The organism is Streptomyces sp. DSM 120436, from assembly GCF_055778765.1.
This window is the reverse complement of sequence record NZ_JBSKBS010000001.1, coordinates 4,429,824-4,455,561: the sequence shown is the minus strand read 5'-3', so window position 1 is coordinate 4,455,561 and position 25,738 is coordinate 4,429,824. Positions and strand designations below refer to the sequence as shown.

Genomic DNA, 25,738 nt, shown 5'->3' with positions numbered 1-25,738 from the left:
CGCGGCGGGCGGGGCGCCCTCAGTCGAAGGCGAGGGTCTCCGTGATGCGGCGCGCGGCGCGCTCGGCCTCCTTCACGAGGTCGGCGCCGGTGAGCACCTCGGTCATGTACTCCTTGATCGGGTTGTCGGCCTCGACCGCGCTCCACCGGGGCGTGGCCGGGGTCGCCCGGCCCCGCGCCGCGCCGGCCGCCATGGCCTCCAGCCCTTCCTCTCCCGCGATCGCGTCGGCGAGGTCCGCCTTGTTGGGGACGTAGTTCATGGTGCGGGCGAGTTCGGTGTTCCACCGGGCGCCGGTGAGGGCGGCGACGACCTCGACGGCGGCGTCCTCGACGTCGGTGTTGGCCGGGACGACGAAGTCGGAGCCGCCGGTGAAGACGGCGCCGGGGCGGCCCGCCTCCTTGCCGGGGACGGGGAAGTAGCCGATCTCGTCCTCGAGTCCGGGGTTCTGCTGGACGATCGCGCGGACCAGTCCGGGGACGGCGACGATCTGCGCGACCCGCCCTCCGGCGAACACGCCTGCCTGCGGCGGGTGTTCCTCGTCGGCGTCGACGGGGCCGTCGCCGAGCTGCTGGAGCCGGCGGTAGAAGTCCATGCCGCGCAGGGCGGCCTCGCTGTCCAGGGCGCCCCGCCAGACGCCGTCGCGTTCGGTGGCGAGTTCGCCGCCCTCCTCCCAGATGAAGCCGGCCAGCGTGTACCAGTCCTGTCCGGCGAGGTAGATGCCCTGGGTGTCGCCGGTGTCGAGCCGCTCGGTGATCTCCAGCCACTCGTCGCGGGTCTCGGGCGGGGCGACGCCGGCCGCGCGGAACAGGTCCTTGCGGTACACGACGACGCGGTTGGCGGCGTACCAGGGGATGCCGTACTGCTGGGAGCTCCAGCGGCCGGGTTCGGCGAGGCCGGGCAGCCAGTCGTCGCGGCCCCAGTCGCGCAGGGACTCCAGCGTGAGGTCGAGCAGGCCGTCGCCCTCGGCGTAGGCGGACACCTGGGTGTTGCCGACCTCGATGACGTCGGGCCCGTCGGGGTCCTTGCCGCGCAGGGCCCGCTGGACCTTCTCGCCGATGCCGGTCCACTCCTGGACGCGGATGTCGAGGTCGAGCGTCTCGTGCTCCCGCTCGAACTCCTCGGTGAAGCGGTCCAGGAAGTCCTGCGAGGCACTGTGCTGCATCAGCCACACGGTGACGGTGCGCCGCTCCGCCGCATGGTCGGACATCACCTCGCAGCCGGTGAGCAGGGAGGCTGACACACAGACGAGGGCGAGCAGACGGCGTCTCACGTGAGGTCCTGTTTCTCTGTCTGGCGGACAGGGCGGGGCCCGGCGTGGGGGCGAGCAGGAGCTCGGACGGGTTCCCAGCATCTTGGTATGGACCAATGCCCGGGTCAAGGCCGTCGGGCGAACGGGGCGGACGCCTCGCGCCCGGCCCCCGGGTGAGGCACGGTGGAGTGACGTGCGCCACAGGCGTTGGAGCCGCCGTGAGAGGAGCAGAGCATGTCGAACCACACCTACCGGGTCACCGAGATCGTCGGCACGTCGCCCGACGGCGTGGACGCGGCCGTCCGCAACGGCATCGAGCGGGCGTCGCAGACGCTGCGCCATCTGGACTGGTTCGAGGTGACACAGGTGCGCGGGCAGATCGAGGAGGGGCGGATCGCGCACTGGCAGGTGGGGCTGAAGGTGGGCTTCCGGCTGGAGGAGACGGGCTGAGCCGCCCGGGGTCAGGTACGGCCCTCGCGCTCCTGCGCGTCCTTCAGCTCGTCCGAGGGGGTCGCCCAGCGCGCCTGGACGACCGTGAACCCGGCCCGGCGGGCGTCCTCGCAGACCAGTTCGTCGTCGTCGACCAGCATCCGCACCTCCCGGGTGCGGGCCAGGCGGCGCAGCACGGCCGGCTTGGTGAACCGGGCGGGCCGGCGGTCGGTGTCGCCGCGCATGTGCAGCTCCCCCTCGGGCAGCCCCTGCGCGGCCAGCCAGTCCAGGGTGTCGCGGCGGCAGCGTTCGGGCCTGCCGGTGAGGTAGACGATGTCGCACTCACGGGCGCTGTCCCGCACCAGCGCGATGCCCTCGGCGAGCGGCGGGTCGTGCGGCGCGGCGGCGAAGAAGCCGTCCCAGTCGCGCGGCCTGCGCTCCAGGAAGTGCTGGCGGTGCGCGGTGCCGGCGAGGGTGTTGTCCAGGTCGAACACGGCCAGCGGACGCGGGATCCGGTCCGCGCGGTCGGTGCGGTCGGTGCGGTCGGTCACCCTCACACCCTAGGCGGCCCGCGCAGGAATCCTGGCGGCTCCCCGGTGTTGAACCCGGTATGAGTTCCGTGATCGCCACGACCCGCTTCTCCGTCCTCGACCGCTCACGGGTCCGGGAAGGACACACCGCGCCCGAGGCCCTGCGGGACACGGTGGTCCTGGCCCGGGAGGCGGAGCGGCTCGGGTACCACCGGTTCTGGGTGGCGGAGCACCACGGGGTGCCCGGGGTGGCCGGTTCGGCGCCGACCGTGCTGGCGGCGGCCGTCGCCGGGGCGACCCGCACCATCCGCGTCGGCACCGGCGGGGTCATGCTGCCCAACCACCGGCCGCTGGTCGTGGCCGAGCAGTTCGGGGTGCTCGCCTCGCTGTTCCCGGACCGCATCGACATGGGTCTGGGCCGCTCGGTGGGGTTCACCGACGGGGTGCGCAGGGCGCTCGGGCGCGACAAGGGCGACGCGGAGGACTTCGCCGGCCAGATCGACGAACTGCTCGGCTGGTTCCGCGGCACCTCCCCCACCGGGGTGCGCGCCCGGCCCTCCGAGGGGCTGACCGTGCCGCCGTTCGTCCTGGCGATGGGCGAGGGCGCGGACATCGCCGCCCGCGCCGGGCTGCCGATGGTCATCGGCGACCTGCGCGACCGCGACCGGATGCGCCGCGGCATCGACCGCTACCGCGCGCGGTTCCGCCCCTCCGCGTGGTCGGACGAGCCGTACGTGGTGATCTCCGGCACCGTGGCGGTGGCGGACACGGCCGAGCGGGCCCGGCGGCTGCTGGTCCCGGAGGCCTGGTCGATGGCGTACGCGCGCACGCACGGCACCTTCCCCCCGCTGCCGCCCGCCGAGCGCGTCGCGTCCCTCACCCTGGGTGCCAAGGAGCGCGGCTTCTACGAGGCGGGGCTGTCCGGACAGCTCGCCGGCACGGAGGAGGAGGTGGAGCGGGAGCTGGAGGCGCTGCTGAAGGACACCGGCGCCCAGGAGGTCCTCGTCACCACCAGCACCTACGACCGCGAGGCGCTGCTGGACTCCTACCGGCGGCTCGCCGCCCTCGCGGGGCTCGACGGCGGCGCGACGCGCCGGTGAGCACACCGGCGCGTCGCGGGGAGAGCGGGGACGAGGGCGCTACTCGCGGCCCCGGCCCGGGACGTCGCGGCCCCGGCGGCCGGATTCCTCGGTCATCTCCGTCTCGGCCTCGATGCGCTCCTTGCGCACCTGGCCGCGCACGGTCTCGTTCTCGACCTTCTCCTCGGTGGTCATCCGGACGCGCTCGACCGGCACCTCCTCGGTGGTGACCACGGGGCGCTCCTCGTGCAGCGTGACCTCGTGCTGGTCCTCCTTGAAGGCGGGACCGGACCGGGCCTCCTCGCGGTTGGCGTCCGTGATCGGCTCGCGCTCCACGCGCACTTCCTCGTGGCGGACCGGGACGGTCTGCTGGACCTCCTCGGTCACCACGTACTTGCGCAGGCGCGCCCGGCCGGCCTCGTGGCGTTCGACGCCGACGTGCATGCGCTCCTCGGAGCGCGTCATCGCGTCGTCGTCGGTGCCGCGCTTCCGGGCCTCGCCGCGGTGGGGCATGGCGCCGGCGGCCCCGGCGGTGCCGGGCCGGTCGGCGGTGGTGCCCTTGGCGCCCGTCATGCCGGCCGTGCCGGACGTGTCGCCGCGGCGTCCGGTCGCCGCGCCCGCGGCACCGGCCGCGCCCGCCGCTCCGGCGGCGCCCGGCGTCCCGGCCTTGCCCGTGGTGGTGCCGCTGTCCTCGGGGCCGCCGAGGACGCTGTCCCAGTTGATGCCGTAGTACTCGTACAGCCGGTGTTCCTCGTCCACCGACAGGTGGCCGCCCGCGTCGATGTCGACGGTCGGCGCGCCCTTCACCTTGTCCTTGGGGTACGGCACCTCGAGGTGGTCCTGGACCAGGGAGGCGTCACGGATGGGCACGAACGACTCGTTGGAGCCGAACATCCCGGTCTTGACGGTCACCCACTCGGGGCGTCCACTCGCGTCGTCGAGGAAGACGTGCTTCGCATCGCCGATCTTGTTGCCGTCCCCGTCGTACACGGGGTGGTCCAGCAGGATCGGGATCTCATCGCGGGTGATCATCGGTCATCACCCTCCTCTCGGGTCACTCCTCTCCGGTTCTCCTGATCAGGAGGTAAAAAACAGAACAAAGGCGACGAAATGCACTTTATTTTCCACAGTGCGACGCGCGGGTCCCCGGGAACGCGAGACGGGGCCGGAAGGAGCACCTCTTCCGGCCCCGCCCGTCCGCACCGTCCGGCGAACGTCGGTGGGGGTGACTACCGCTTGCCCGCCTTGCGGGCCGCCCGCAGCCACTCCTTGTTCATCCCCGTGATGGAGGTCAGCGGGATGCCCTTGGGGCAGGCGGTGGCGCACTCCCCGGCGAGGGTGCAGCCGCCGAAGCCCTCCTCGTCCATCTGCGCCACCATGTCCAGCACCCGGGTCTCCCGCTCGGGGGCGCCCTGCGGCAGCACGTTCAGGTGGTTGACCTTGGCCGAGGTGAAGAGCATCGCCGCGCCGTTGGGGCAGGCCGCGACGCAGGCGCCGCAGCCGATGCACTCGGCGTGCTCGAAGGCGAAGTCCGCGTCCGGCTTCGGCACCGGCGTGGCGTGCGCCTCGGGGGCGGAGCCGGTGGGCGCGGTGATGTAGCCGCCGGCCTGGATGATGCGGTCGAAGGCGGAGCGGTCGACCACCAGGTCCTTGATCACCGGGAAGGCGGCGGCCCGCCACGGCTCGATGTCGATGGTGTCGCCGTCCTGGAAGGACCGCATGTGCAGCTGGCAGGTGGTGGTGCGCTCGGGCCCGTGGGCGTCGCCGTTGATGACCAGCGAGCAGGCGCCGCAGATGCCCTCGCGGCAGTCGTGGTCGAAGGCGACCGGGTCCTCGCCCTTGAGGATGAGCTCCTCGTTGAGGGTGTCGAGCATCTCCAGGAAGGACATGTCGGGTGAGATGCCGTCCACCTCGTACGTGGACATGGCGCCGTCGGCGTCGGCGTTCTTCTGGCGCCAGACGCGCAGGGTGAGCTTCATGCGTAGCTCCGCTGGGTGGGGTGGACGTACTCGAAGACCAGGTCTTCCTTGTGCAGGGTCGGAGCCTCGCCGGTCCCGGTGAACTCCCAGGCGGCCGCGTAGGCGAACTCGTCGTCCTTGCGGGCCGCCTCGCCGTCCGGCGTCTGGGACTCCTCGCGGAAGTGCCCGCCGCAGGACTCGGTGCGGTGCAGCGCGTCGAGGCACATCAGCTCGGCGAGCTCCAGGTAGTCGACGACGCGGTTGGCCTTCTCCAGCGACTGGTTGAACTCCTCGCCGGTGCCGGGGACCTTGATCCGCCGCCAGAACTCCTCGCGGATCTGCGGGATGCGTTCCAGGGCCTTGCGCAGTCCGGAGTCGCTGCGCGCCATGCCGCAGAACTCCCACATCAGCTCGCCCAGCTCGCGGTGGAACGAGTCGGGGGTGCGGTCGCCGTCGACGGACAGCAGCCGGCCGAGCCGGTCCTCGGTCTCGGCCAGCACCTCCCGCACCGCGGGGTGGTCGCCGGTCACCTCGGCCGGCTTCGGGTTGCGGCCGAGGTAGTCGTTGAGGGTCGCCGGCAGCACGAAGTAGCCGTCGGCCAGGCCCTGCATCAGCGCGGACGCGCCGAGCCGGTTGGCGCCGTGGTCGGAGAAGTTGGCCTCGCCGATCGCGAACAGGCCGGGGACGGTGGTCTGCAGGTCGTAGTCGACCCACAGGCCGCCCATCGTGTAGTGCACGGCGGGGTAGATCCGCATCGGCACCTCGTACGGATCCTCGTCGGTGATCCGCTGGTACATGTCGAAGAGGTTGCCGTACTTGGCCTCGACGGCCTTGCGGCCCATGCGCTGGATGGCGTCGGCGAAGTCCAGGTAGACGCCCTGGCCGCCGGGGCCCACCCCCCTGCCCTCGTCGCAGACGTTCTTCGCGGCGCGGGAGGCGATGTCGCGGGGCACCAGGTTGCCGAAGGACGGGTAGATGCGCTCCAGGTAGTAGTCGCGCTCGTCCTCGGGGATCTGCGCGGGCGGCCGGGTGTCGCCCTTGGCCTTGGGCACCCAGATACGGCCGTCGTTGCGCAGCGACTCGCTCATCAGGGTGAGCTTGGACTGGTGGTCGCCGGTGCGCGGGATGCAGGTGGGGTGGATCTGGGTGAAGCAGGGGTTGGCGAAGTACGCTCCGCGCCGGTGCGCGCGCCAGATCGCGGTGGCGTTGGAGTTCATGGCGTTCGTCGACAGGTAGAAGACGTTGCCGTAGCCGCCGGTGGCCAGCACGACCGCGTCCGCGAAGTGGGTGGAGATCTTCCCGGTGATCAGGTCCCGGGCGACGATGCCGCGGGCGCGGCCGTCGACGACGATCAGGTCGAGCATCTCGGTGCGCGCGTGCATCTCCACGTTGCCGGCCGCGATCTGTCGGCTGAGCGCCTGGTAGGCGCCGAGGAGGAACTGCTGGCCCGTCTGGCCGCGGGCGTAGAAGGTGCGGGAGACCTGGACGCCGCCGAAGGAGCGGGTGTCGAGCAGGCCGCCGTACTCGCGGGCGAAGGGCACGCCCTGCGCGACGCACTGGTCGATGATCTCGACGGAGATCTGCGCGAGGCGGTGCACGTTGGACTCGCGGGCGCGGAAGTCGCCGCCCTTGACGGTGTCGTAGAAGAGGCGGTGGACGGAGTCGCCGTCGTTGCGGTAGTTCTTCGCCGCGTTGATGCCGCCCTGCGCGGCGATGGAGTGGGCCCGGCGCGGGGAGTCCTGGTAGCAGAACTGGACGACGCGGTAGCCCTGTTCGGCCAGCGTGGCGCCGGCGGAGCCGCCGGCGAGGCCGGTGCCGACGACGATGACGGTGTGCTTGCGCCGGTTGGCGGGGTTGACCAGCTTGGCCTCGAAGCGGCGCTTGTCCCAGCGTTCGTGGACGGGGCCGGCGGGGGCCTTGGTGTCGGCGACCGGGGCGCCGGTCGTGTAGTCGGTGTACGAGGTCATGGTCAGCTCACCACTCCGGTCATGACGCCCACGGGAACGGCGAGGAAGCCGGCCGTGAGCAGCAGCGCAAGGGCGTTGGCGGTGGTCTTCAGGGCGCGGTCGCGGGTGCGGCTGCCGGCGCCGAGGGTCTGGGCGGCGCTCCAGAAGCCGTGCCGGACGTGCAGGCCGACGGCCAGCATCGCGACGATGTAGATCGTGTTGCCGTACCAGGTGGAGAAGGTGTCCACGACGTTCTGGTAGGGCTTGCCGGACTCGAAGCCGCCGGAGTGGACGGTGCCGGTGGTCAGGTCGAGGATGTGCCAGACGATGAACAGGGCGAGGATGACGCCGCCCCAGCGCATGGTGCGCGTGGCGTAACTGGCGCGTGCTTTCTTGTGCACGTACTTGACGGGGCGCGCCTTGATGTCGCGGCGGCTGAGCTGGTACGCGGAGACGGCGTGGGCGACCACGGCGAGGACGAGGACGACGCGGACGGCCCACAGCGTCCACTCGTAGTGCATGAGCGGTTCGCCCAGGGTGCGCAGCCAGTGGGCGTAGTGGTTGAACTCCCCGGCCCCGAAGAAGATCTTCAGGTTGCCGAGCATGTGGACGACCAGGTACAGCAGCATGATCAGGCCGCTGACCGCCATCACCGTCTTCTTGCCGACGGTCGAGTCCCACGCGGTGCGTGCCATGGACGGCCGTCGGTCCGTCCGCGTTGCCAGAGCCATGCACCCGACGCTAGGGCCGGATGACCCCATCGGTCCAAGACATGGTACGGCTCGATTCGATAGGTGACGCCTATCATGAACGCGTGCAGTTCCAGCAGCTCCAGTACTTCGTGGCGGTGGCCGAGACCCGGCACTTCACGCGCGCCGCGGAGCTGGTCCACGTCGCCCAGCCGTCGCTGTCCCAGCAGATCAAGGCGCTGGAGCGGGAGCTGGGCGCCGATCTGTTCCGGCGGGCGCGCGGCAACATCACGCTGACCGACGCGGGCGAGGCGCTGCTGCCGCTGGCCCGGCGGATCCTGGCCGACGCGGACACCGCCCGGCACGAGGTGCAGGAGGTGGCGCAGCTGCGCAGCGGCCGGGTACGGCTGGGCGCCACCCCCAGCCTGTGCACGGGCCTGCTCCCGGACGTGCTGCGCGCCTTCCACGACCGCTATCCGGGCGTACGGCTGCTGGTCGAGGAGGGCGGCTCGCACGACCTGGTGCGGGAGCTGGCCCGCGGCGCGCTGGACCTCGCCCTGGTCGTGCTGCCGCTGCCGACGCCCTCCCCCGCGCTGACCACGGTGGAGCTGCTGCGCGAGGACCTGGTGGTGATCTCCTCCCCGGACGCCCCGCACCCGGGCCGGGGCCGGCGCGCCGTGCGCGTCGCCGACCTGGAGGGCGAGCGCCTGGTGATGTTCCGGCACGGCTACGACCTGCGGGAGCTGACCGTGGCCGCCTGCCGGGCGGAGGGGTTCGAGCCGGAGTTCGCGGTGGAGGGCGGCGAGATGGACGCGGTGGTGGGCTTCGTGCGGGCGGGGCTGGGCGTGGCGGTGGTGCCGCGCATGGTGGCCGCCCGCTCCGGCCTGGGCCTGCGGGTGACCCCGCTGGCCCGCCCGGGCCTGCACCGGACGATCGCCCTGGCCCATCGCAGCGACGTGGCGCCGCCCCGGGCGGCGCGGGAACTGCAGCGGATGCTGCTGGAGCGGTGACCCCGGGTACCGGTGTCGCCGGAACCGGGCCTGGCTAGGGGACGTCCGGCGGCACGGGGGTCCCCTGGTGGTAGTACATGCGCCAGCCGGTCTCCTCGTCGCGCTTGCGCCACAGGGAGCTGCGGCGGGCGTGGCGGCCCTCGAAGCGGGTCTCGTAGGTGAGGTGCACCAGACCGGGAGCGAGGAGGACGCCGGTGATGTCCGACGGTTCGTAGACCGGGCCGTCCTCCGTACTGCCCGGGTGGTCGGCCAGCTCGGCGATCATCTCCGCGTACGTGTAGCGGCGGCCGGAGGCGCCCACCTCGGTGAACTCGGGGTCCAGCAGGCGCGTGGTCTCGGCGTGGGAGGAGCGCACGGCCGGGTCCAGCAGCCGCAGCTCCCCCTCGATCGCCGCCCGGACCGCCTCCGTCTCCTCGTCGGTCACCGCCCGCGCCTCATCCCGTCGCGTCCACCAGGGCCAGCTTGTGCAGCCGCTCCGGCGGACCCGGGCGGGCGTAGTACCAGCCCTGGGCCGTGTCGCAGCCGAGGACGCGGAGCTGCTCGGCCTGGGCGCCGGTCTCCACGCCCTCCACGGTGACCGCGAGGTCGAGGCTGTGGGCGAGCGAGACGATCCCCTCGACGATCTTGAGGTCGACGGGGTCGACGGGGAACTGCTGCATGCTCTGGGTGAAGGAGCGGTCCAGCTTGAGGACGCTCACCGGGAGGCGGCGCAGGTTGGCGAGGTTGGAGTAGCCGGTGCCGAAGTCGTCGAGGGCGATGTCGACGCCCATCTCGGCGAACCGGCGCAGCGGCTTCAGCAGGTCGTCGTCGGCGCCGATGAGCGCGGACTCGGTGACCTCCAGGCACAGCGCGTCGGGAGCGACGCCGGTGCGCTCCAGGATGTCGACGGTGTCCTGCACGAGGCCCGGGTGGGTGAGCTGGCAGGGCGACAGGTTCACGTTGATGCGCAGCGGGCCGAGCGCGTCGCCGCCGTGGGCGTCCCGCCACTCGCGGGCCTGGCGCACCGACTGCTCCAGCACCCAGCGGCCCAGCGGCACGATCAGCCCGGTGTGCTCGGCGAGCGGGATGAAGCGGTCCGGGGAGAGCACCCCGTGCTGCGGGTGGAGCCAGCGCACCAGCGCCTCGGCGCCCCGGACGCTGCCGTCGCCGAGGTGCACCAGGGGCTGGTACTCGATGAAGAACTCGCCCCGGTCCAGGGCCGTGGGCAGCGCCGTGGTGAGGCCGTGCCGGGTGATGGCACGGGCGTCGGCCTCCGGGTCGGCGAGCTCGAACCGGTTGCCGCCCGCCGCCTTGGCCCGGTACATCGTGATGTCGGCGCTGCGCAGCACCTCCGCCGCGCTGCGCTCCCCCGCCGGTCCCTCGACGATGCCGATGCTGCCGCGCACGGTCAGCTCCCGCCCGTCGACGCTGACCGGGGCGAGGAGCGCGTTCATGATGCGGCCGGCCAGCTCGTCGACGGTGCGGCGGGTGTCGGGGCCGGTGGTGAGTGCCACGAACTCGTCACCGCCGAGCCGGGCCACCATCTCGCCGGGCGCGGTGGCGCAGGACTGGAGCCGGTCGGCGACCTCGACGAGCAGCCGGTCGCCGGCCGCGTGCCCGAGGCTGTCGTTGACGGTCTTGAAGCCGTCCAGGTCGAGGTAGCACAGCCCGAACCGCTGTCCGGGGCCGGCCGCGAGGGCCTTCTCCAGGCGCTCGAAGAAGAAGGCCCGGTTGGGCAGCCCGGTGAGCGCGTCGTGGGTGGCCTCGTAGCGCAGCCGGAGGTTGAGCAGCCGCCGCTCGGTGGTGTCCTCCATGAGGGCGAGCTGGTACTGCGGTGCGCCGTCGGCGTCGCGCAGCAGGGAGACGGTGAGGTTGGTCCACAGGACCGTTCCGTCAGGGCGGTAGAAGGCCTTCTCGAGGTGGTAGTGCTCGCGCTCGCCGCTCACCAGTTCCTCGTAGAGCCGCCAGGTCTGCGGGGCGTCGTCGGGGTGCGTCCAGTCCCTGACGTTGCGGCCCAGCAGGGCCTGTCCGGGCAGGCCGAACATGCGCCGGAGCGCGCCGTTGACCTGGAGGACGTTGCCCTCGAGGTCGGCGATGCCGATCCCTATCGCCGCGCCTTCGAAGACCGCGCGGAACCGGGCCTCCGTGGCGTGCAGGGCCTGCGCCACCACGCCCTGCGCCTCCAGTGCGGCCTTGGCGACGGCCTCCTGCTCGGCCAGCGTCCGCTCACGCAGTGCCTCGGCGAAGCCGGCCGCCATGGCGTGCTGGAGCCGCGCGCTGCGCGCCCTGAGGGTCTCGCGGTCGCCGCCGCCGCCGCAGTAGAGGACGAGGTAGGCGTCGACGCAGTCCAGGGTGCGGCTGAGCGCCTCGGGGTCCGTGCAGTGCGCCTCGACCAGCGCCGCGCCCGCGGCCCGGCCCGCCTCCGCGTCGAAGGATCTCGCGCGCAGCGCCTCACTCAGCCGCCGGGCCACCGGGAGCAGCCGCTCCTCGAACTCGGGGCGGGTGGCGGCGGTCGAGGTCACCGGGTACACGGCCCGGCTCCAGATCGTCGCGAACCGGCGCAGTCTGTCCTCCGGCCCGTCCGGCTCCGCGCTCATGCCGCACGCCCCACGCCCGCGAGGCCGGAGAAGGCGTAGGGATCCTCGTCCTCCGGCGCGGTGTCGGGACGCCATCGCGGCATCGGCACCAGCCCGGGTTCCACCATGTCGTACCCCTCGAAGAACCGCGCGATCTCGTCGCGCGTGCGCATGATCAGCGGATTGTGCATGTTCCGGTACACGTCGACCGCCCCCTCGGCCCGCTCCCGCGGCAACGGGATCCCCTCGTACGCCGCGTGGGTGAGCACCAGCAGGCTCCCGGGTGCCAGGGCCTCGCGCAGTTCGGCCACCGCCCCGTACGGGTCGTCCGCTTCTTCCACGAAGTGAAGTATGGCAACGAGCAGCAGCGCCACCGGCCGATTCAGGTCGATCAGCCGGCCGACCTCGTCACTGCCCAGGATCTCCCGCGGCGTGCGGAGGTCGGCGGCGAGGACGTCCGCGCGGTCGTCGCCCTCCAGCACCACTTTGCTGTGCGCGACCGCCACCGGGTCGTGGTCCACGTACACCACCCGGGCCTCGGGGTCGGCCGCCCGGGCCACCTCGTGCACGTTCCCGAACGTGGGGATGCCGGAGCCGATGTCGAGGAACTGGGTGACGCCCTCGGCGACGGCGAACCGCACCGCCCGTCGCATGAACGCCCGGTTCGCCCGCATGATCCCGGGCAGTCCCGGCATGAACTCCATGGCCCTGCGGGCGGCTTCCCGGTCGGCCTCGAAGTTGTGCGAACCGCCCAGGTAGTAGTCGTACATCCGGGAGACGCTGGGCACCGTGACGTCGATGCTCCGTGGGGCCCAGACGGGACGCTCCATGTACCTCTCCCAGGCGTAGGCGATCCGTTGTTCGAGCAGAGGCTACTGATCGCCCGCCAACGGGGCGACCCCAAACGGAAATTGACCATCCGTTCCCGGTCACTGCCTCCGGCACGTGCCCGCTTTGCGGGTGCACAAGATCGTCACGTGATGTGATCACGCCGCTCCGAAGGGTTCCGGCGCGCGGAGGAACCTGGAGAAAGCGGTCCGCCCCTCCGCGGGCTCGCGGAGGGGCGGACACGGGGCCGGCGGCGCCGGGACGGGCGCCCTGGGGAGGTCGTCACTTCTCCGGCGCGCCGACCGGCTTCCCGTCGGGCCGTACGGCGTACCAGGTGCCGCCGACGCCCTGACCGTTGGTGTCGCCGGGGGCCTTGTCGCCGGCGAAGGTGTAGAGGGGCCAGCAGTCGATCGTCTGCTGGTCGGCGCCGTCGGGCCGGGTGAAGGTCATGTAGCCCTTCTTCCGGATGCCCTCGGTGTCGGCGAAGTCGACCGGCGAGACGATCGGCCACTTCTTCACGCAGTCGCCGGTGCAGGCGGAGACGGGTTCCGGCCACGCCTCGTCCTTCATGAAGCGGTAGACCGTCATGCCGTTCCCGTCGACCACGATCTCGCCGAGCTCGGGGTCCTGCCGGGTGGAGAGCCCGGCCCGCCCGGCCGCCTGCGCCTTCTTGCCCTCCGGGGTGAACGCGAACCACTTGCCGCCCACCCCCTGGCCCTTGACGTCACCGGCGTTGACGTCCTTGACGTACCGGTACGCCGGCCAGCCGTCCACGGTGAGCTGCTTGGTGCCGTCGGTCCGGGTGATCTCGCCGAGCAGCGCCTTGTCGATGCCCTCGCCCGCCGAGGCGTCGTCCGCGGGCACCGGCGGCCAGGTCTTCGCGCAGTCCCCGTCGCAGTTGGACTTCGGCGGGTCCGCGGAGTCCTGGTCGAACCGGTACAGCGTGAGCCCCAGTTCGTCGGTCACCACCTTGCCGAGCTCGGCGTCGGTGGCCACGTTCAGCCGGCCCGCCGTGTCGGCCGGCCGCTCCGGGGCCGGGGAGGTCCGGCCCGCCTGCGCGCCGCTGCCGACACCGCCGAGGTCGCCCGGTGCCGTGACCCCCACGTTCTGGCTGGAGGGCGGCCGGGTGTCCTGACCGCACGCCGTCGTCAGGGTCAGCACCGCCGCGGCGCTCACCACCAGTGAGGCGGTCCGCCAGGAGGTCTTCATCGTCAACTCCAGTTGATCGCAGAGGTGGTGCAGCGCCCTGCCGCGCCGCCGCTCGACGAGGAGTACGCACGACAGCACAGGTGGTGTTCAACGGCGACCCGTTTTTCTTTTCTTAACTCCTTCGGGGCAATCCCCGGGCTCTCGCGCGCGTCCCGGCCCCGGACGACTCATGATCTTCGTCGTGCACGCACTCGTACCGACCCAAACCCGTACCGGGGTACGCGCGTTGACCGTGGTCACGCTGCTCTGGGCGCTGACGGGCGCACCCGGCCAGGCGGCGGCCGACGCCTGCGCGTACGCCTCGACGGGGCCGGGCGGGACGGAGGCGGTGGCGATCGCGGGTCCTGTCGACTGGGACGTCCCGCCCTGCCCCCCGCCCCCGACCCTCACGCCGACCCCCACGCCCACCCCGACGCCGACTCCCACCCCGACGCCGACTCCCACCCCGACATCGCCACCGCCGCCCTCGCCGACGCCTCCGCCACCGAAGCCCACTTCCACCACACGGCCCGCCCCGCCGCCCGCGGCGCGTCCCGCACCGTCATCGCCCCGGCCGACGCCCACCGTCCGGCCGCGCCCGACGGTCCGCCCCGCACCGCCCCCGCCGCCTCCGGCGCCTCCGGCGCCGAAGCCGTCCGTGACCCCGAGCCCGCGTCCGACCCTGCGGACCGTCACCTATCCGCGCCACCGCGCGACCGAGGTGCGGCGGCCGGCCCGGAGCACCACGTCCCCGCTCGTCTTCGTCCTGCTCATCACCACCCCGGCGGTGGTCGCCGTGGCCGCGCTCCGCCCACGCTGACGACCGCCCCTCTCTTCCTGGAGGCCCTCTTGCCGGAATGGCTTGTTCTCACCCTCGCCATGCTCGCCGCCTGTGCCGTCGTGGTGATCATCACCCTCGTCCGGCACCGGAGGGCGGCCGAGGACGAGGACCCCAGCGAGACCCCGGACGTCATCGAGTACATGACGATGTGGATCGGCGTGGTGTACGCCATCGTCCTGGGTCTCGCCATCGCCGGCGTCTGGGAGGGCCGCAGCGCCGCCCAGGAGAACGTCCGGGCCGAGGCGGTCGCCCTGCACGAGATCTCCGAGCGGGTACGGGTCTATCCCGCCGAGATCCGCGACCGTATCCGTGACGATGTCAACGCCTATGTCGGACACGTCGTCACCACCGAGTGGCGCACCATGGCCGACCACGGCCGGCTGACCGAGGAGGGCACCGCACTGCTCGACCGGCTGCGCCACGACGTGACGGACTACGAACCGCGCGACGACTTCGAGGCGCAGGCCTACCAGCCGCTGGTGGACCAGGTGGCCGCCGCCGACCAGGCGCGCAGCGCCCGCGCGGAGTCGACCGGGGCGACCATGCCGGGCGTGGTGTGGTTCGGCCTGGTGACGGGCGCCGTCATCACCATCGGCATGATCTTCGCCCTGCAGATCCGGCGCACCCGCCGCGAACTGATCCTCGCCGGACTCTTCTCGGCGCTCATCGCCTTCCTGCTCTTCCTGATCTGGGACTTCGACGCCCCCTACAGCCGGGGCCTCGCCGCGACGGCGGAGCCGTTCCTGCGGCTCTTCCCGGAGGCCGGGAGCTAGCAGGACGCCGCTCTCGGCCCGAACCGCCGTGCGCGCACGACCGCGCCCCGGACACCGTCAGGGTCCGGGGCGCGGTCTTCGAGCGCGTGCGGAACGGGGAACCGCGGGGGGACAGCGGCTCAGATCCGCTTCTCGGCGCGACGGCGCATCCAGAAGACGCCGCTGCCGACGACCGCGGCGGCCACCAGCGACCCGCCGATCGCCATGTCGGCGGGGGTGGCGCCGGTGGTGCTGCTGCCGCCGATGCCGCCGCGGACACCGCCGATGACGGTGAAGGCGGCCGGGCGGGTCAGGCTGCGGCCGGAGCAGTGGACGGTGATGTCGTAGGAACCGGGGCGGGCGTCGTTGTCGATGGTGGCGGTGCCCTTGGCGGTGTCGTTGGTGCCGTGGACGGGCGTCAGGTGCGTCCGCTGGAAGGCGTTCGAGGTGGCCGTGCCGCCGTTGGGGCAGCCGTCGACGGTGATGGTGAGCTGGCCGCCGCGGGCGATGACGCTGGGCAGGGCGACGATGTTGGACGGATTGGGAACCCGCCCGCCGTCCGCGACGGCCGCCGGGGCGGCGACCCCGAGGACGGCGACCGCGGCGCCGGCGGCCGCAAGGGCACGTGTGTTGCGCATGTGTTCCTCCGCGGGAGACGCCCCGGGTCCCGTCCCCGGTCCGATCGGCGAGAAAGCGCCTCCCGGATAGACCCTCAGTTGCCCTGCGCCGACGCGCACTTCGGGAGTGGTCCGTACGGTTGAGGGCCGCGCCCGGCCCTCCCGTGCGGGCGGGGTCATCGCCGCAGGTCACGGACCGTCAGAGGATCTTCGTCCGGGATCACCTCGGATGGCGCACGCCGCCCGTCCGGAGGCCACCCGTTCGCCGCCGTCCCGTCGCCGGTGGCGCACCCTCCGCTTAGCGTTCACGTCATGCGCGAGTGACACGGCGACGGCCGTGTCGAGAGGGGAAGGCGAATGTCTGCTTTCGAGCCGGCCGAAGCCGAAGAGGAGGCGCGTCCGAGGAGGCGCGCTCCGTGGGGCGTGATAGCACTGGTCCTGCTCACCGGTCTCGCGCTGCTCCGCAACGGCTCCGGGGAGTTCGACGTGGGGCCGCCGCAGCCGGCCGGCGCGGCCGCCGCGGACAGCGCGACCCCCGGCGTCGCCGTCGGCGCGCTGCCGCCGCTGCCGTACGCGGTGCCGAGCCGGGTGCGGATCCCGGCGATACAGGTGGACGCGCCGATCGTGCCGGTGGGCCTGGACGCGGAGGGCTGGGTGGACGCGCCGCCGCCCGAGGACCCGAACCTGGCGGGCTGGTTCACCGGCGCGGTCACGCCGGGCGAGAAGGGCACGGCGGTCGTCGTCGGGCACGTGGACAACGCGCAGGGTCCGGCCGTGTTCTACGGGCTGGGCGCGCTGAAGAAGGGCAACCGGGTCGAGATCGCCCGGGGGGACGGCAGGACGGCCGTGTTCGAGATCTACGGCGTGGAGGTCTTCTCCAAGAACGACTTCCCCGGCGACCGGGTGTACGCGTCCAAGGGCACCGCGGAGCTGCGGGTCATCACCTGTGGCGGCGGCTTCACCCAGCAGGACGGCTACGACGGCAACGTGGTCGCCTTCGCCCGCCTGGCCGAGGTCCGCTGAGCGCGGTCCCCGTCCGGGGCGGGCGGGACCGCTCAGGCATCCTCAGGGGTCCTCAGAGGTACTCACGGCGGGGCACGGTGACGTGGTAGCCGGAGTCCAGCAGGTGCGGCAGATAGGAGCGCAGGGCCTTCACGCTCTGCGAGCGGTCGCCCCCGGCGTCGTGCGAGAGCACCACGACGCCGGGGGCGGCGCCGTCCTCGACCCGGCCGACGATGGTGCGGGTGCCGGGCTCGGTCCAGTCGAGGGTGTCGACGGTCCAGGCCAGGGGCTCCATGCCCAGGTCCGCGCCGAGCTGGAAGGCGGCGCGGTTCCAGGCGCCGTAGGGGGCGCGGAACCACTCCGGGCGGGTGCCGTAGTGCTCCTCGACGATGTCGCTGGTGCGTTCCATCTCGGAGCGGATGCGGGCGCGGCGCAGACCGGTGAGCAGGGGGTGGGACCAGGTGTGGTTGCCGACCACGTGTCCCTCGTCGGCCATGCGGGCCAGCAGGTCCGGACGGTAGGCCGCCATCTCGCCGCACACGAAGAACATCGCGCGCACCTCGTGACGGGCCAGGATGTCGAGGATGTCGGGTGTGTAACGGGGGTCGGGCCCGTCGTCGAAGCTGAGCACGATGGTGCGGCCGTTCTCGGGCACCTTCAGCAGCGGCTCCTTGCGCACCGGGGTCCTGCCGGGCGCGGCACGCGGAGGGCCGTGGCCGGTCAGGGGCCGCAGGCGGTACTCGGAGGGCCTGAGCGGGCGGCGGGCCGCGGGCGCTCCGGCCACCGGCGGCGACGCCGGAGCGCCCCGGTCCCCGGTCCCCGGCACGAGCACCGCGGCCACGCCTGCCGCGCCCAGCGCTGCGGCGCCGGCGAGCAAGGCCCGGCGCCGGGTGGGCAAGTGATCCTTCTGCATGACTCATCAGTCGCCCCGCGGAGGTCCGGCGCAGCTCCGCGACACCGGCACGGCGGCACGTTTTCACCTGGTCGGCGCAGCATACGGCGGAGTTTCGCGGGGACCGCGCGGTGTCCGGCCGGGCGGCGCTCCGACAGCCTCACCGTCGTGACGGGACAGCGGTCCCCTCGGTTCGGGCGGGGCACGGACGGCCCGGAGGGGGTCGTGGCCGGGGCGGGCGGCTCCGGCTCGTCGCTGCGCGCGACGCCGCACGCCTCGGACCCGGCGCGGCGTCAGGGTGCGTTGCCCGCCCTCGGACACGTGCAGCCGGGGCGGCGCGGGTCGCCCGGATCGCGGGGGCGGCGTCGGCCGCCGTCGCCGGGCTCCCGCCGGTCGGCACGGCGGCCGGGCCGGCCGGCATCGGCCTCCTGCCGGCGTTCGTGGTGGTGTGCACGGCGGTGACCGTACCGGAGCCGCCGCGCGCCTTCCGTGCGCCGTGGATGCCGGTGGCGCCGGCGGTGGGTGTGGTGTTCCCGGTCCGGCTGATCACGTTCCCGCGGTGGCGGACCCGGGTGCGGTGCGCGGTCGGCCTGGTCGTCCCCTCCGGTGGCTCGTACCGGCGTTCGGCGTCGGCGCGGGGTCAGAGGGTCTCCAGGAAGTCGGACAGGACGCGGCCGAACGCGTCGGGGCGTTCCATGGCCGAGTAGTGGCCGGTGCCGTCGACGGTGGCGGTCCGGCCGTCGGGGACCGCGCCGGCCAGCCGCTCGGCGGCGGCGTGCAGCTCGGCCGGCTCCAGGGAGCCGTTGACGGCGAGCAGCGGGACGCGGATCTCGCCGGCCCGGTCGAAGGAGCCGGTCACCCGGACCAGCCAGTCCTTCTCGCCGGGGCTGTGCTTGGCCAGCGTGTGCAGGGCCATCTCGCGGACGCGGCGCAGGACGTCCGGGTCGATGTCGTCCGCCGTGCGGTGCGGGCCGGGCACGAGCCGCAGGAAGGCGTCGAGCCAGGCGCTGACGTCGCCGGCCGCCAGCGCCCGGTCGATCGTGTCCTGGAGCTCACGGTGCCAGGGGTCGGTGGAGCGGTGGTCGCCGGTCACGGCCCCGGCGGTGACCACCGCGCGGACCACGCCGGGGTGTTCGAGCACGGTGTCGGTGGCGATCACGCCGCCCATGGAGAGGCCCACGAGCACCGCGGGTCCGGCGTCGAGGTGGCGCAGCAGCGCGGCCAGGTCGTCGGCCCAGCGGAACGGCTCGGTGGCGTTGGCGGAGAAGCCGTGGCCGCGCGTGTCGGGGGCGATCACCCGGTACCGCCGGGCGAGGACGGGCACGTGGTCGTCCCAGACGCGGTGGTCGAGGAAGCCGGAGTGGAGCAGGACGACGAGGTCGCCGGAGCCGGTGTCGCGGTAGGCGAGGTCGCCGTCGGCGGACGGGAAGGAGCGGAGGTCCGAAGCACCATTCATGACAACCAAGGTGTCATCTTGCCGCCGCTTTGACAACCCGGATGTCATGATGGGCGGGTGACGGACCACGACACCCCCCTCCCCCCGGACGAACTCGGCCGCCGCCTCACCGAGGTGTACGACCTGGTCGGCCCCCTGTACCGGCGCGCCCAGCGCAGCGTCGAGCGCGGCCTGACGGGCGGTGAACTGTCCCTGGGCGTGCGCGCCGTGCTGACCCTGCTGCACCGCAACGGGCCCATGACGGTGCCTCGGATGGGCCGGGCGCAGGCGATCAGCCGCCAGTTCGTGCAGCGCATGGTGAACGACGCGGCGGCCCAGGGCCTGGTGGAGAGCATCCCCAACCCGGCCCACCGCCGTTCCTCGCTGATCCGCCTGACCGAGCGGGGCGCCGCGGCGATCGGCCAGGTGCTGGACCGGGAGCACGCGCTGCTGCGGGAGACCGGCGGCGGGCTGACGGACGCCGAGGTGACGGCGTGTCTGCGTGTGCTGGGCGAACTGCTCAAGGCGCTGGACCACGTCGACGACGACTGACGGTTCCGCCGGGACACCGCCCGCCGACCGCTCGAGATCGCCCCCGACGACGTCGGCCGGCGACCGCGACCGCTTCGGCGGCCGTCACACCGCCGCGGCCTGGTGGGCGGCGGAACCGGCCGACGTGGTCGCCGTTCGGTTCCGCCGCGGGCGCGGGACGGCCGCGCCGTCCGACGCGGCCGAGGACCGACACCCTCGCCCTCAGCCCTCCCCGCCCGCCATCACGAGCCCGTCCTTCGCCGCGCCCCGGCTGAACACCACGTCGCGGATGCGGTCGCGCACGGCGTGCAGTTCGGCTCCCCGGGCCAGGGCCTGGTCGAGGTCGAGGACCCGGCCGGCGTCGACGTCGTAGAGCTGGGGGACGAACTCGGCGCGGGTGACCTCCCAGCGGCCGCCGGGGCGGGACGGCGGGGAGAAGGTGAAGCGGCCGACGGTGGACTGGTTGCCGCGCGGGTCCGTGACCCCCTCGGGGCCGGTCATCGCGCCGGCGATCTGGTCGCCCATGCCGTAGACGACCCAGGTGCCGTTGACCTTCTCGTACGCCTGCGGGACGTGGGCGTGGGCGCCGAGGATCAGGTCGATGTCCGGGCGGTCGCCGCTCCTGGAGGCGGTGAGGGAGCGGGCGAGGGAGAGCTGGAGGCCGTCGGGTTCGTCCTGCCACTCGGTGCCCCAGTGCAGGGAGACGACCACGACGTCGGCCCCGGCCTCGCGGGCGGCGCGGGCGTCGGCGACGATCCGCTCCTCGTCGATCAGGTTCACGGCCCACGGCCGGCCCGGCGGCAGCGGATGCCCGTTGGTGTCGAAGGTGTGGGCGAGGTGCGCCACCCGCGCCGCGCCCGCCTTCAGCAGCGTCGGCGTGGCGGCCTCCTGTGCGGAGCGGGCCGAGCCGGCGTGGCGCACTCCCGCCCGGTCGAGGGCGTCCAGGGTGCGGCGGATTCCGGCCTCGCCGTCGTCCAGGGTGTGGTCGGAGGCGGTGGAGCAGCCGTCGTAGCCGGTGGCGGCGAGTCCTGCGGCCACTTCCGGCGGTGATGCGAAGAGGGGGTGACCGCTGTAGTCGCCGTCCGCGCCGTGGGCGGTCTCCATGTGACACAGCGCCAGGTCCGCGCGGGCGACGACGGACCGGATGCCGGAGAGCATCGGCCGGAAGTCGTGTCCGGTGCCGCCGGCGTCGTACCAGGCGCGTTCGACGACCGAGGCGTGGGGCAGCACACCGCCCGACGCGACCAGGGTGAAGCCGCGCTGGGCCGCCGCCGAGGGGGCCGGCCGTCCCGGCGCCGACGGCTCGTGGCCGCGGGCCTGGCAGGCGGCGCCCGCGGCGAGGACGGCGGTCAGGACGAGGGCCAGCTGTCTGCTGCGTGCGATCATCACATCACCCCGCTGTAGTCGTATTTATGGATGAACAGGTAAGAATCCTCCTCTCGTCGCATGACGCTCCGACACGCTCTTTAGGCCGTCCGGCGTGCGGGAACGGCCGTCTCGACCGTTCGTCGAACCGTTCGTCGACGCGATCGACCGTCCGTCGCACACTCCTGTGCGCGCCCTGTCCCCCGGCGGCGGCGTGCGTTGCCATACGGCCATGACGGCCGGAATGACACTCACGAACGGGACCACCGCCGAGCACGAGCTCGCCGCACTCCAGCGGGAGCACGGCCGGCCCCTCTTCGCGCTGCTGCTCCGGCTCTGCGACGGGGACCGGCAGCGCGCGGAGGACCTGGTCCAGGAGACGCTGGTGCGCGCCTGGCAGCACCCCGAGGCCCTGCGCGCCGAGAACTTCGACTCCGTACGCCCCTGGCTGCTGACCGTGGCGCGGCGGCTCGCCATCGACGCGCGCCGCGCCCGCCAGGCGCGCCCCGCCGAGGTCGGCGACGCCGTGCTGGAGAACGCCCGGGTGATCTCCGACCACGCGGAACGGGCCGCCGCGACGCTCGACGTCCGGGAGGCTGTGAAGACTCTCACCCCCGAGCACCGTGAGGTCCTGGTGCTCGTGTACTTCCAGGGGGCGAGTGTGGCGGAAGCGGCGACGGCCCTCGGGATCCCGCCCGGTACGGTGAAGTCCCGCGCGTACTACGCGCTGCGCGCCCTGCGCCGGGTGCTTCCGGGCTACGCCTCCGACATGCGGTGAAACCAGCCGCCGGGTCAAACCTCCGTAAAGCGCCTTGCCGTGGGACCCGGTTGGGGATCGGCTGTCCTCATCCGTGTTCCGGACCGGGGACCCGGGCCCGGGCGACGCGCACGCACCGGAGGAGGCAGGAAGGGATGCTGCACAGAGGTCGAGAGAACGCGGAGGGCGACGGTCGGCCGGGCGTCCCCATGGCCTGGTTCTACGCCGAGTACATCGCGGACGAGCTGCTGCGCACCGGCGACCTCATGCCGCCGACGTCCGTGGAGTTCCGGGCGGGCCGGGACGCGCTGGCGCTGACCGTGTTCCTGTCCGACACCGACGGCGAGCTGTCCGGCATCCGGGTCATCACCCAGCTGGAGACCTGGCTGTCGCTGACCGCCTACGACCAGCCGTGGCAGGAGTGGGTGCAAGGCCGCCTGGACGACCTGGCCGCGGACGCCGCCGCGTCCGGCCGGGGCGCGCCGGGCCCGGACCTGGAGCTGGCGGTGGAGGCCTGGCGCTGGCTGCGGGAGACGGAGCTGCTGGCCCCGGACCTGAACGCGGTGCCGGGCGGCGGGGCGGCCGGGGAGGACGAGGGGCCGAAGGTGTGGACGCCGGCGTGGCAGCTCGGACTGCCGCTCGGACACCTCGCCATCCACCTCTTCTAGAAGCCGCGCCGCCCCGGTTCACGACCCGCGGCGGATCCGGCCGGTCCGCGGGCCGCGGGTCCCCGAACGCGTAGGTCACGATTCGGTGCGTGGCTGAGTCATCCGGCTGCCCGGTGCGTACCGGTGGGAGCAAGGAGCAACCCCACCCGCACCCGACGGCACGAGGATTCGGCATGAGGTCCCTGGAGAGGCATCGCGACGTCGGCGCCTACGCGCTCGGCGTGCTGGACGAGGCGGAGGCGTTCCGCTTCGAGGACCACCTCATGGAGTGCCCCCGCTGCGCCGTCCAGGTGACCGAGTTCGGTCCCGCGACACGCCAGTTGATGCTCTACCGGAGCGCGACCCCGCGCATGGTCCACCCGATGGCGCAGCCCTCGCCGCGGATGCTGGACCGCCTGCTCGGGCAGGTGTCGCTCCGGCGGCGCGCCGGGCGGCGGCGGACGCTGCTGGCGCTGGCCGCCTCGGTGGTGCTGGCGGTGTCCGCGCCGGCGGTCACGGTGGTGGCGCGGGGCGACGACGGGCCCCGCCCGCTGACCGTGGAGGCGACCGACGAGCGCTCCGGGGTGTGGGCCGAGGTGCGGGTCGAGGACCGCGAGTGGGGCAGCAGCGTGGAGCTGCGGGTCAAGGACGCGGCGGGGCCGCGCGCGTGCGTCCTGGTGGGGATCGGCCGCGACGGCTCCGAGGACGTCCTGACCAGCTGGGCCGTGCCCCGTCACGACGCCCGCCCGAACACCGTCCCGGGCGGCTCCGCGCTGCACCCCGGCGACATCCAGCGCTACGAGGTGCGTTCCACGGAGGGCGAGACGCTGGTGGTGCTGCGCCCCGGATGACCCGGGCAGCCCGAGCGCGCCGGACGGGTGACGAGGTACGGACCGCCGTCCGTGGCCGGGGCGAGGAACGCGCCGCACCGGCGGACGGCGGTGACCTCGCGGCCCTCCACGGCGGTGAGCGGCGGGGCGTAGGTCTTCAGGACGCTGATCGCCAGGGGCAGCGCCCGGACGATCCCGTGGCCGGTCAGGTGTTCGGTGAGGAAGTCCTTGAGCGTCTCGTCCCGGGGGGTCCGGCACGCGCCAAGGGCGCCGTCGGCGGCCCGCGCCCTCAGTCCGTGCCGGGCCTCCGCTCGGTCCGCACCGGGTCCTTCGCCACCACGAACTCGCTCCACACGCACTTGCCGCCGCCGCGCGCCTCCACTCCCCACAGGTCGGTGAGCGTCTCCACCAGCAGCAGGCCCCGGCCGGAGACGCCCGCCTCGCCCGCCTCCCTGCGGCGCGGCAGCGCGCTGGAGGAGTCCTCGACCTCCACCCGCAGCCGCCGTTCGGTGCCGTCGAGCACCCGGAGCGTGACCTCCGCGGCCCCCTCGGTGTGCATCAGCACGTTGGTGATCATCTCGTCGGCGACCAGTTCGATCTCGTCGGCCCGGTCGCGGGCGCCCCACGCGACGGCCGCGGTGCGGATCACGCGCCGGGTGTCGGAGAGCACCTCCGGGTCACCGGGCGGCACCAGCTGCTTGAGCCGGCCGCCGGAGCGCGGCCCCTCCGGTTCGCGGCGGCGCAGCAGGAGCAGCGCCACGTCGTCGTCGCCCCCGCGCTCCTCGGCCACGTCGATCAGCCGGTCGGCGAGGTCGCGTACGCCGTCGGGGCCGACGGCGATCAGCGCGGCGAGGGTCTCCACGCCGTCGTCGAGGTCCGCGCCTGGCTGTTCGACCAGGCCGTCGGTGCACAGCACCAGGGTGTCGCCCGGCTCCAGCTCTATCGTCCCGACCGGGTAGTCGAGCCCGCCGAACTCGGCGGACAGGCCGAGCGGCAGCCCGCCGGGGACGGGCACCCGGCGGCAGGAGCCGTCGGCGCGGCGCACCATCGGGTCGATGTGCCCGGCGCGGACCACCTGGATGACCCCGGTGGACAGGTCGACCTCGGCGTACAGGCAGGTCGCGGAGCGGTCGGTGTCGAGTTCGTGCAGGAAGACGGAGGCACGGGCCATCACGGTGGCCGGCGTGTGCCCCTCGGCGGCGTAGGCGCGCAGCACGATGCGGAGCTGTCCCATGACGGCGGCGGCGTGCGTGTCGTGGCCCTGGACGTCCCCGATGACGGCGCCGACCCGGCTGCCTCCGGTGAGGCTGCCGCCGGGCAGCGGGATGAGGTCGTACCAGTCGCCGCCGATGTCCCGGCCGAAGGCGCCGCCGAAGGAGGCGGCGCGGTAGCGGACCGCGAGGTCGGCGCCGGGCACACTGGGGATGGTGCGGGGCAGCATCGCCTGCTGGAGCCCCTGGGCGAGGTCCATCTCCTGCTCGTAGAACATCGCGCGCTGCAGGCTCTGGGCGATGCTGCTGCCGAGTGCGACGAGGACGTTGCGTTCCTCGGCGGAGAAGCCGCGCCGGTCGCTGTAGAGCAGGCCCATCGCGCCGATGGGGCGGGCCTGCACGATGAGCGGCAGATAGGCGGCCGAGGTGATGTCCAGGCCGGTGATGCCCTCCCACAGCTCCGGGTAGCGCTCGGCGAACTCCTCCGGGGACTCGATGAAGCGCGGGCTGAGGGTGCGCACCGCCTCGCTCATCGGGTACCGCTCGTCGATCCGGGTGAGTTCGGTGCCGGGGACGAAGCTGCCCGCGGGGCCTTCCGCGATGAGCCGGATGCGCCCGGCCTCGACCAGTCCCATCACCAGGCTGGTCGCGCCCAGATGGGTGAGACCGTGGGTGTCCTTGAGGACGTCGATGACGTCCTGCACGGTCCGGGCGTGGGCGAGCGCGGCGGTGATCAGCTGGACCACGTTGGTCTGCTGGCGGCGCAGGGCCTCCTGGAGGGCCTGGTCGCGCCGGTCGCCGCTGTCGCGCAGCTCCTGGGTGGCGTCGCGGACGATGCCGATGATGCGGTGGGGCCGGCCGGCCGGGTCCCGCCGGATGTAGCCCTGGGTGTGGGTCCAGCGCAGGGAGCCGTCGCGGCGGCGGAGGCGGAAGTAGGCGCCGTAGTTCTCCTGGCCGGTGTTGAGCGCGCGGGCCACCACGGCGTCGAGCCGCCGCGCCTCCGCGGGCGGGACGCGGCCGGCGAGGGTCTCCGGGTGGTCGTCGTACTCGTCGGGGCGCACGTCGAAGATCTCGTGCGCCTGGGCGTCCATCTGCATCACCCCGGCGTCCAGGTCCCAGTCGAAACTGCCCATGCGGTTGAGCGCCAGGATCGGGTCCGGGTGTTCCGGCCAGTCGTCCGGGAGTGACAGGGGGCTCGCTCCCCGATCAGCCATGGGGCCACCTTGCCAGGATCCGGGCGATTCTTCGACCGCTGGGACACCTGGGGCCCGGGTGTCCCGGGCCACCCGGTGGGACACGGGACGTCACTGAGGGTGGGGAGGCGCGAGGGCCGGGAGCGGACGCGGGGCGGCGGAGGACGAGGGGTGCGGTCGTGGAGCGGTTCGGCGCGACCGCGT

26 protein-coding genes are annotated in these 25,738 nt (G+C 73.4%); 10 read left to right on the top strand and 16 right to left on the bottom strand.

Going from position 1 to position 25,738, the window contains the following annotated elements; translation table 11 throughout:
• Window positions 1-19 precede the first annotated feature (19 nt).
• Entirely contained in the window at window positions 20-1,270 is a 1,251-nt protein-coding gene (locus tag ACWH4W_RS19835; RefSeq protein WP_473077050.1) for an extracellular solute-binding protein, read from the bottom strand.
• Between the two features lie 213 nt (window positions 1,271-1,483).
• Here ACWH4W_RS19835 and ACWH4W_RS19830 point away from each other — a divergent pair, with 213 nt between their 5' ends.
• Complete coding sequence (locus tag ACWH4W_RS19830; RefSeq protein WP_106411160.1) at window positions 1,484-1,699, top strand: dodecin; 216 nt, start codon at window positions 1,484-1,486, stop codon at window positions 1,697-1,699.
• 11 nt (window positions 1,700-1,710) lie between these two features.
• Here the strand turns inward: ACWH4W_RS19830 and ACWH4W_RS19825 are convergent, their stop codons facing one another.
• Complete coding sequence (locus tag ACWH4W_RS19825) at window positions 1,711-2,229, bottom strand: phosphatase domain-containing protein (RefSeq protein WP_473077049.1); 519 nt, start codon at window positions 2,227-2,229, stop codon at window positions 1,711-1,713.
• 59 nt (window positions 2,230-2,288) lie between these two features.
• On the opposite strand from ACWH4W_RS19825, the gene ACWH4W_RS19820 reads away from it, so the two are divergent.
• Window positions 2,289-3,308, top strand: coding sequence for an LLM class flavin-dependent oxidoreductase (locus ACWH4W_RS19820; RefSeq protein WP_473077048.1), 1,020 nt, complete (start codon window positions 2,289-2,291; stop codon window positions 3,306-3,308).
• A 39-nt stretch (window positions 3,309-3,347) separates the two neighbouring features.
• Here ACWH4W_RS19820 and ACWH4W_RS19815 read toward each other — a convergent pair whose 3' ends face one another.
• The 4 genes from ACWH4W_RS19815 to ACWH4W_RS19800 form a co-directional block, all read right to left on the bottom strand.
• Window positions 3,348-4,319 carry a DUF2382 domain-containing protein gene (locus ACWH4W_RS19815; RefSeq protein WP_473077047.1) on the bottom strand — a complete coding sequence of 324 codons (972 nt, stop codon included), beginning with the start codon at window positions 4,317-4,319 and terminating at the stop codon, window positions 3,348-3,350.
• Between the two features lie 197 nt (window positions 4,320-4,516).
• Window positions 4,517-5,266, bottom strand: a complete 750-nt coding sequence (locus tag ACWH4W_RS19810; protein ID WP_473077046.1) for a succinate dehydrogenase/fumarate reductase iron-sulfur subunit — start codon at window positions 5,264-5,266, stop codon at window positions 4,517-4,519.
• Window positions 5,263-7,212: a fumarate reductase/succinate dehydrogenase flavoprotein subunit gene (locus ACWH4W_RS19805; RefSeq protein ID WP_473077045.1), complete on the bottom strand. Its 1,950-nt coding sequence runs from the start codon at window positions 7,210-7,212 to the stop codon at window positions 5,263-5,265. The genes ACWH4W_RS19810 and ACWH4W_RS19805 overlap by 4 nt, the downstream gene beginning before the upstream one ends.
• Before the next feature lie 2 nt (window positions 7,213-7,214).
• Window positions 7,215-7,886 (bottom strand): succinate dehydrogenase, encoded by a 672-nt coding sequence (locus tag ACWH4W_RS19800; RefSeq protein ID WP_473077044.1) that lies wholly within the window; start codon window positions 7,884-7,886, stop codon window positions 7,215-7,217.
• Between the two features lie 119 nt (window positions 7,887-8,005).
• On the opposite strand from ACWH4W_RS19800, the gene ACWH4W_RS19795 reads away from it, so the two are divergent.
• Window positions 8,006-8,890 (top strand): LysR family transcriptional regulator, encoded by an 885-nt coding sequence (locus ACWH4W_RS19795; RefSeq protein ID WP_473077043.1) that lies wholly within the window; start codon window positions 8,006-8,008, stop codon window positions 8,888-8,890.
• A gap of 34 nt (window positions 8,891-8,924) precedes the next feature.
• On the opposite strand, the gene ACWH4W_RS19790 is transcribed toward ACWH4W_RS19795, so the two are convergent.
• The 4 genes from ACWH4W_RS19790 to ACWH4W_RS19775 form a co-directional block, all read right to left on the bottom strand.
• Window positions 8,925-9,314: a nuclear transport factor 2 family protein gene (locus tag ACWH4W_RS19790; protein WP_473077042.1), complete on the bottom strand. Its 390-nt coding sequence runs from the start codon at window positions 9,312-9,314 to the stop codon at window positions 8,925-8,927.
• A 10-nt stretch (window positions 9,315-9,324) separates the two neighbouring features.
• Window positions 9,325-11,466, bottom strand: a complete 2,142-nt coding sequence (locus ACWH4W_RS19785; protein WP_473077041.1) for a putative bifunctional diguanylate cyclase/phosphodiesterase — start codon at window positions 11,464-11,466, stop codon at window positions 9,325-9,327.
• Window positions 11,463-12,275 (bottom strand): SAM-dependent methyltransferase, encoded by an 813-nt coding sequence (locus ACWH4W_RS19780; protein WP_473077040.1) that lies wholly within the window; start codon window positions 12,273-12,275, stop codon window positions 11,463-11,465. Before ACWH4W_RS19780 ends, ACWH4W_RS19785 begins: the two co-directional genes overlap by 4 nt.
• Before the next feature lie 280 nt (window positions 12,276-12,555).
• Window positions 12,556-13,482 carry an SCO0930 family lipoprotein gene (locus tag ACWH4W_RS19775; RefSeq protein WP_473077554.1) on the bottom strand — a complete coding sequence of 309 codons (927 nt, stop codon included), beginning with the start codon at window positions 13,480-13,482 and terminating at the stop codon, window positions 12,556-12,558.
• Between the two features lie 637 nt (window positions 13,483-14,119).
• Here ACWH4W_RS19775 and ACWH4W_RS19770 point away from each other — a divergent pair.
• Together ACWH4W_RS19770 and ACWH4W_RS19765 are read left to right on the top strand one after the other, a co-directional pair.
• The gene (locus ACWH4W_RS19770) at window positions 14,120-14,281 is read left to right on the top strand and encodes a hypothetical protein (protein ID WP_473077039.1); all 162 of its coding nucleotides are present in this window, start codon (window positions 14,120-14,122) and stop codon (window positions 14,279-14,281) included.
• Between the two features lie 29 nt (window positions 14,282-14,310).
• Window positions 14,311-15,075, top strand: a complete 765-nt coding sequence (locus ACWH4W_RS19765; protein ID WP_473077038.1) for a bestrophin-like domain — start codon at window positions 14,311-14,313, stop codon at window positions 15,073-15,075.
• Between the two features lie 119 nt (window positions 15,076-15,194).
• Here ACWH4W_RS19765 and ACWH4W_RS19760 read toward each other — a convergent pair whose 3' ends face one another.
• A complete protein-coding gene (locus ACWH4W_RS19760; protein WP_473077037.1) occupies window positions 15,195-15,692 on the bottom strand; it encodes a hypothetical protein in 498 nt (165 codons plus the stop codon).
• A gap of 336 nt (window positions 15,693-16,028) precedes the next feature.
• Between ACWH4W_RS19760 and ACWH4W_RS19755 the strand changes: the two genes are divergently transcribed.
• A complete protein-coding gene (locus ACWH4W_RS19755; RefSeq protein WP_473077036.1) occupies window positions 16,029-16,694 on the top strand; it encodes a class F sortase in 666 nt (221 codons plus the stop codon).
• A 52-nt stretch (window positions 16,695-16,746) separates the two neighbouring features.
• On the opposite strand, the gene ACWH4W_RS19750 is transcribed toward ACWH4W_RS19755, so the two are convergent.
• Both ACWH4W_RS19750 and ACWH4W_RS19745 read right to left on the bottom strand, forming a co-directional pair.
• A complete protein-coding gene (locus ACWH4W_RS19750) occupies window positions 16,747-17,586 on the bottom strand; it encodes a polysaccharide deacetylase family protein (protein ID WP_473077035.1) in 840 nt (279 codons plus the stop codon).
• Window positions 17,587-18,205: 619 nt separating this feature from the next.
• Complete coding sequence (locus ACWH4W_RS19745) at window positions 18,206-19,021, bottom strand: alpha/beta fold hydrolase (RefSeq protein ID WP_473077034.1); 816 nt, start codon at window positions 19,019-19,021, stop codon at window positions 18,206-18,208.
• 57 nt (window positions 19,022-19,078) lie between these two features.
• On the opposite strand from ACWH4W_RS19745, the gene ACWH4W_RS19740 reads away from it, so the two are divergent.
• Complete coding sequence (locus tag ACWH4W_RS19740) at window positions 19,079-19,552, top strand: MarR family winged helix-turn-helix transcriptional regulator (RefSeq protein WP_473077033.1); 474 nt, start codon at window positions 19,079-19,081, stop codon at window positions 19,550-19,552.
• A 201-nt stretch (window positions 19,553-19,753) separates the two neighbouring features.
• Here the strand turns inward: ACWH4W_RS19740 and ACWH4W_RS19735 are convergent, their stop codons facing one another.
• Window positions 19,754-20,917: a CapA family protein gene (locus ACWH4W_RS19735; RefSeq protein ID WP_473077032.1), complete on the bottom strand. Its 1,164-nt coding sequence runs from the start codon at window positions 20,915-20,917 to the stop codon at window positions 19,754-19,756.
• Window positions 20,918-21,128: 211 nt separating this feature from the next.
• On the opposite strand from ACWH4W_RS19735, the gene ACWH4W_RS19730 reads away from it, so the two are divergent.
• The 3 genes from ACWH4W_RS19730 (at window position 21,129) to ACWH4W_RS19720 (ending at window position 23,151) form a co-directional block, all read left to right on the top strand.
• Complete coding sequence (locus ACWH4W_RS19730; RefSeq protein WP_473077031.1) at window positions 21,129-21,674, top strand: sigma-70 family RNA polymerase sigma factor; 546 nt, start codon at window positions 21,129-21,131, stop codon at window positions 21,672-21,674.
• Between the two features lie 134 nt (window positions 21,675-21,808).
• Window positions 21,809-22,321, top strand: coding sequence for a hypothetical protein (locus ACWH4W_RS19725; RefSeq protein ID WP_473077030.1), 513 nt, complete (start codon window positions 21,809-21,811; stop codon window positions 22,319-22,321).
• Window positions 22,322-22,494: 173 nt separating this feature from the next.
• Window positions 22,495-23,151: a zf-HC2 domain-containing protein gene (locus ACWH4W_RS19720; protein ID WP_473077029.1), complete on the top strand. Its 657-nt coding sequence runs from the start codon at window positions 22,495-22,497 to the stop codon at window positions 23,149-23,151.
• Here ACWH4W_RS19720 and ACWH4W_RS19715 read toward each other — a convergent pair.
• The gene (locus tag ACWH4W_RS19715) at window positions 23,097-23,483 is read right to left on the bottom strand and encodes a hypothetical protein (RefSeq protein WP_473077028.1); all 387 of its coding nucleotides are present in this window, start codon (window positions 23,481-23,483) and stop codon (window positions 23,097-23,099) included. The genes ACWH4W_RS19720 and ACWH4W_RS19715 overlap by 55 nt on opposite strands.
• On the bottom strand, window positions 23,420-25,555 hold the full coding sequence (locus ACWH4W_RS19710) for a SpoIIE family protein phosphatase (protein ID WP_473077027.1): 2,136 nt from the start codon (window positions 25,553-25,555) through the stop codon (window positions 23,420-23,422). Before ACWH4W_RS19710 ends, ACWH4W_RS19715 begins: the two co-directional genes overlap by 64 nt.
• Window positions 25,556-25,738 lie beyond the last annotated feature (183 nt).

Bases quoted from the DNA above. Each gene is read 5' to 3' on its own strand.
- ACWH4W_RS19830 (WP_106411160.1), top strand. From the start codon at position 1,484: ATGTCGAACCACACCTACCGGGTCACCGAGATCGTCGGCACGTCGCCC.
- ACWH4W_RS19820 (WP_473077048.1), top strand. From the start codon at position 2,289: ATGAGTTCCGTGATCGCCACGACCCGCTTCTCCGTCCTCGACCGCTCA.
- ACWH4W_RS19815 (WP_473077047.1), bottom strand. From the start codon at position 4,319: ATGATCACCCGCGATGAGATCCCGATCCTGCTGGACCACCCCGTGTAC.
- ACWH4W_RS19810 (WP_473077046.1), bottom strand. From the start codon at position 5,266: ATGAAGCTCACCCTGCGCGTCTGGCGCCAGAAGAACGCCGACGCCGAC.
- ACWH4W_RS19805 (WP_473077045.1), bottom strand. From the start codon at position 7,212: ATGACCTCGTACACCGACTACACGACCGGCGCCCCGGTCGCCGACACC.
- ACWH4W_RS19800 (WP_473077044.1), bottom strand. From the start codon at position 7,886: ATGGCACGCACCGCGTGGGACTCGACCGTCGGCAAGAAGACGGTGATG.
- ACWH4W_RS19785 (WP_473077041.1), bottom strand. From the start codon at position 11,466: ATGAGCGCGGAGCCGGACGGGCCGGAGGACAGACTGCGCCGGTTCGCG.
- ACWH4W_RS19780 (WP_473077040.1), bottom strand. From the start codon at position 12,275: ATGGAGCGTCCCGTCTGGGCCCCACGGAGCATCGACGTCACGGTGCCC.
- ACWH4W_RS19775 (WP_473077554.1), bottom strand. From the start codon at position 13,482: ATGAAGACCTCCTGGCGGACCGCCTCACTGGTGGTGAGCGCCGCGGCG.
- ACWH4W_RS19760 (WP_473077037.1), bottom strand. From the start codon at position 15,692: ATGCGCAACACACGTGCCCTTGCGGCCGCCGGCGCCGCGGTCGCCGTC.
- ACWH4W_RS19755 (WP_473077036.1), top strand. From the start codon at position 16,029: ATGTCTGCTTTCGAGCCGGCCGAAGCCGAAGAGGAGGCGCGTCCGAGG.
- ACWH4W_RS19750 (WP_473077035.1), bottom strand. From the start codon at position 17,586: ATGCAGAAGGATCACTTGCCCACCCGGCGCCGGGCCTTGCTCGCCGGC.
- ACWH4W_RS19745 (WP_473077034.1), bottom strand. From the start codon at position 19,021: ATGAATGGTGCTTCGGACCTCCGCTCCTTCCCGTCCGCCGACGGCGAC.
- ACWH4W_RS19735 (WP_473077032.1), bottom strand. From the start codon at position 20,917: ATGATCGCACGCAGCAGACAGCTGGCCCTCGTCCTGACCGCCGTCCTC.
- ACWH4W_RS19730 (WP_473077031.1), top strand. From the start codon at position 21,129: ATGACGGCCGGAATGACACTCACGAACGGGACCACCGCCGAGCACGAG.
- ACWH4W_RS19725 (WP_473077030.1), top strand. From the start codon at position 21,809: ATGCTGCACAGAGGTCGAGAGAACGCGGAGGGCGACGGTCGGCCGGGC.
- ACWH4W_RS19720 (WP_473077029.1), top strand. From the start codon at position 22,495: ATGAGGTCCCTGGAGAGGCATCGCGACGTCGGCGCCTACGCGCTCGGC.
- ACWH4W_RS19710 (WP_473077027.1), bottom strand. From the start codon at position 25,555: ATGGCTGATCGGGGAGCGAGCCCCCTGTCACTCCCGGACGACTGGCCG.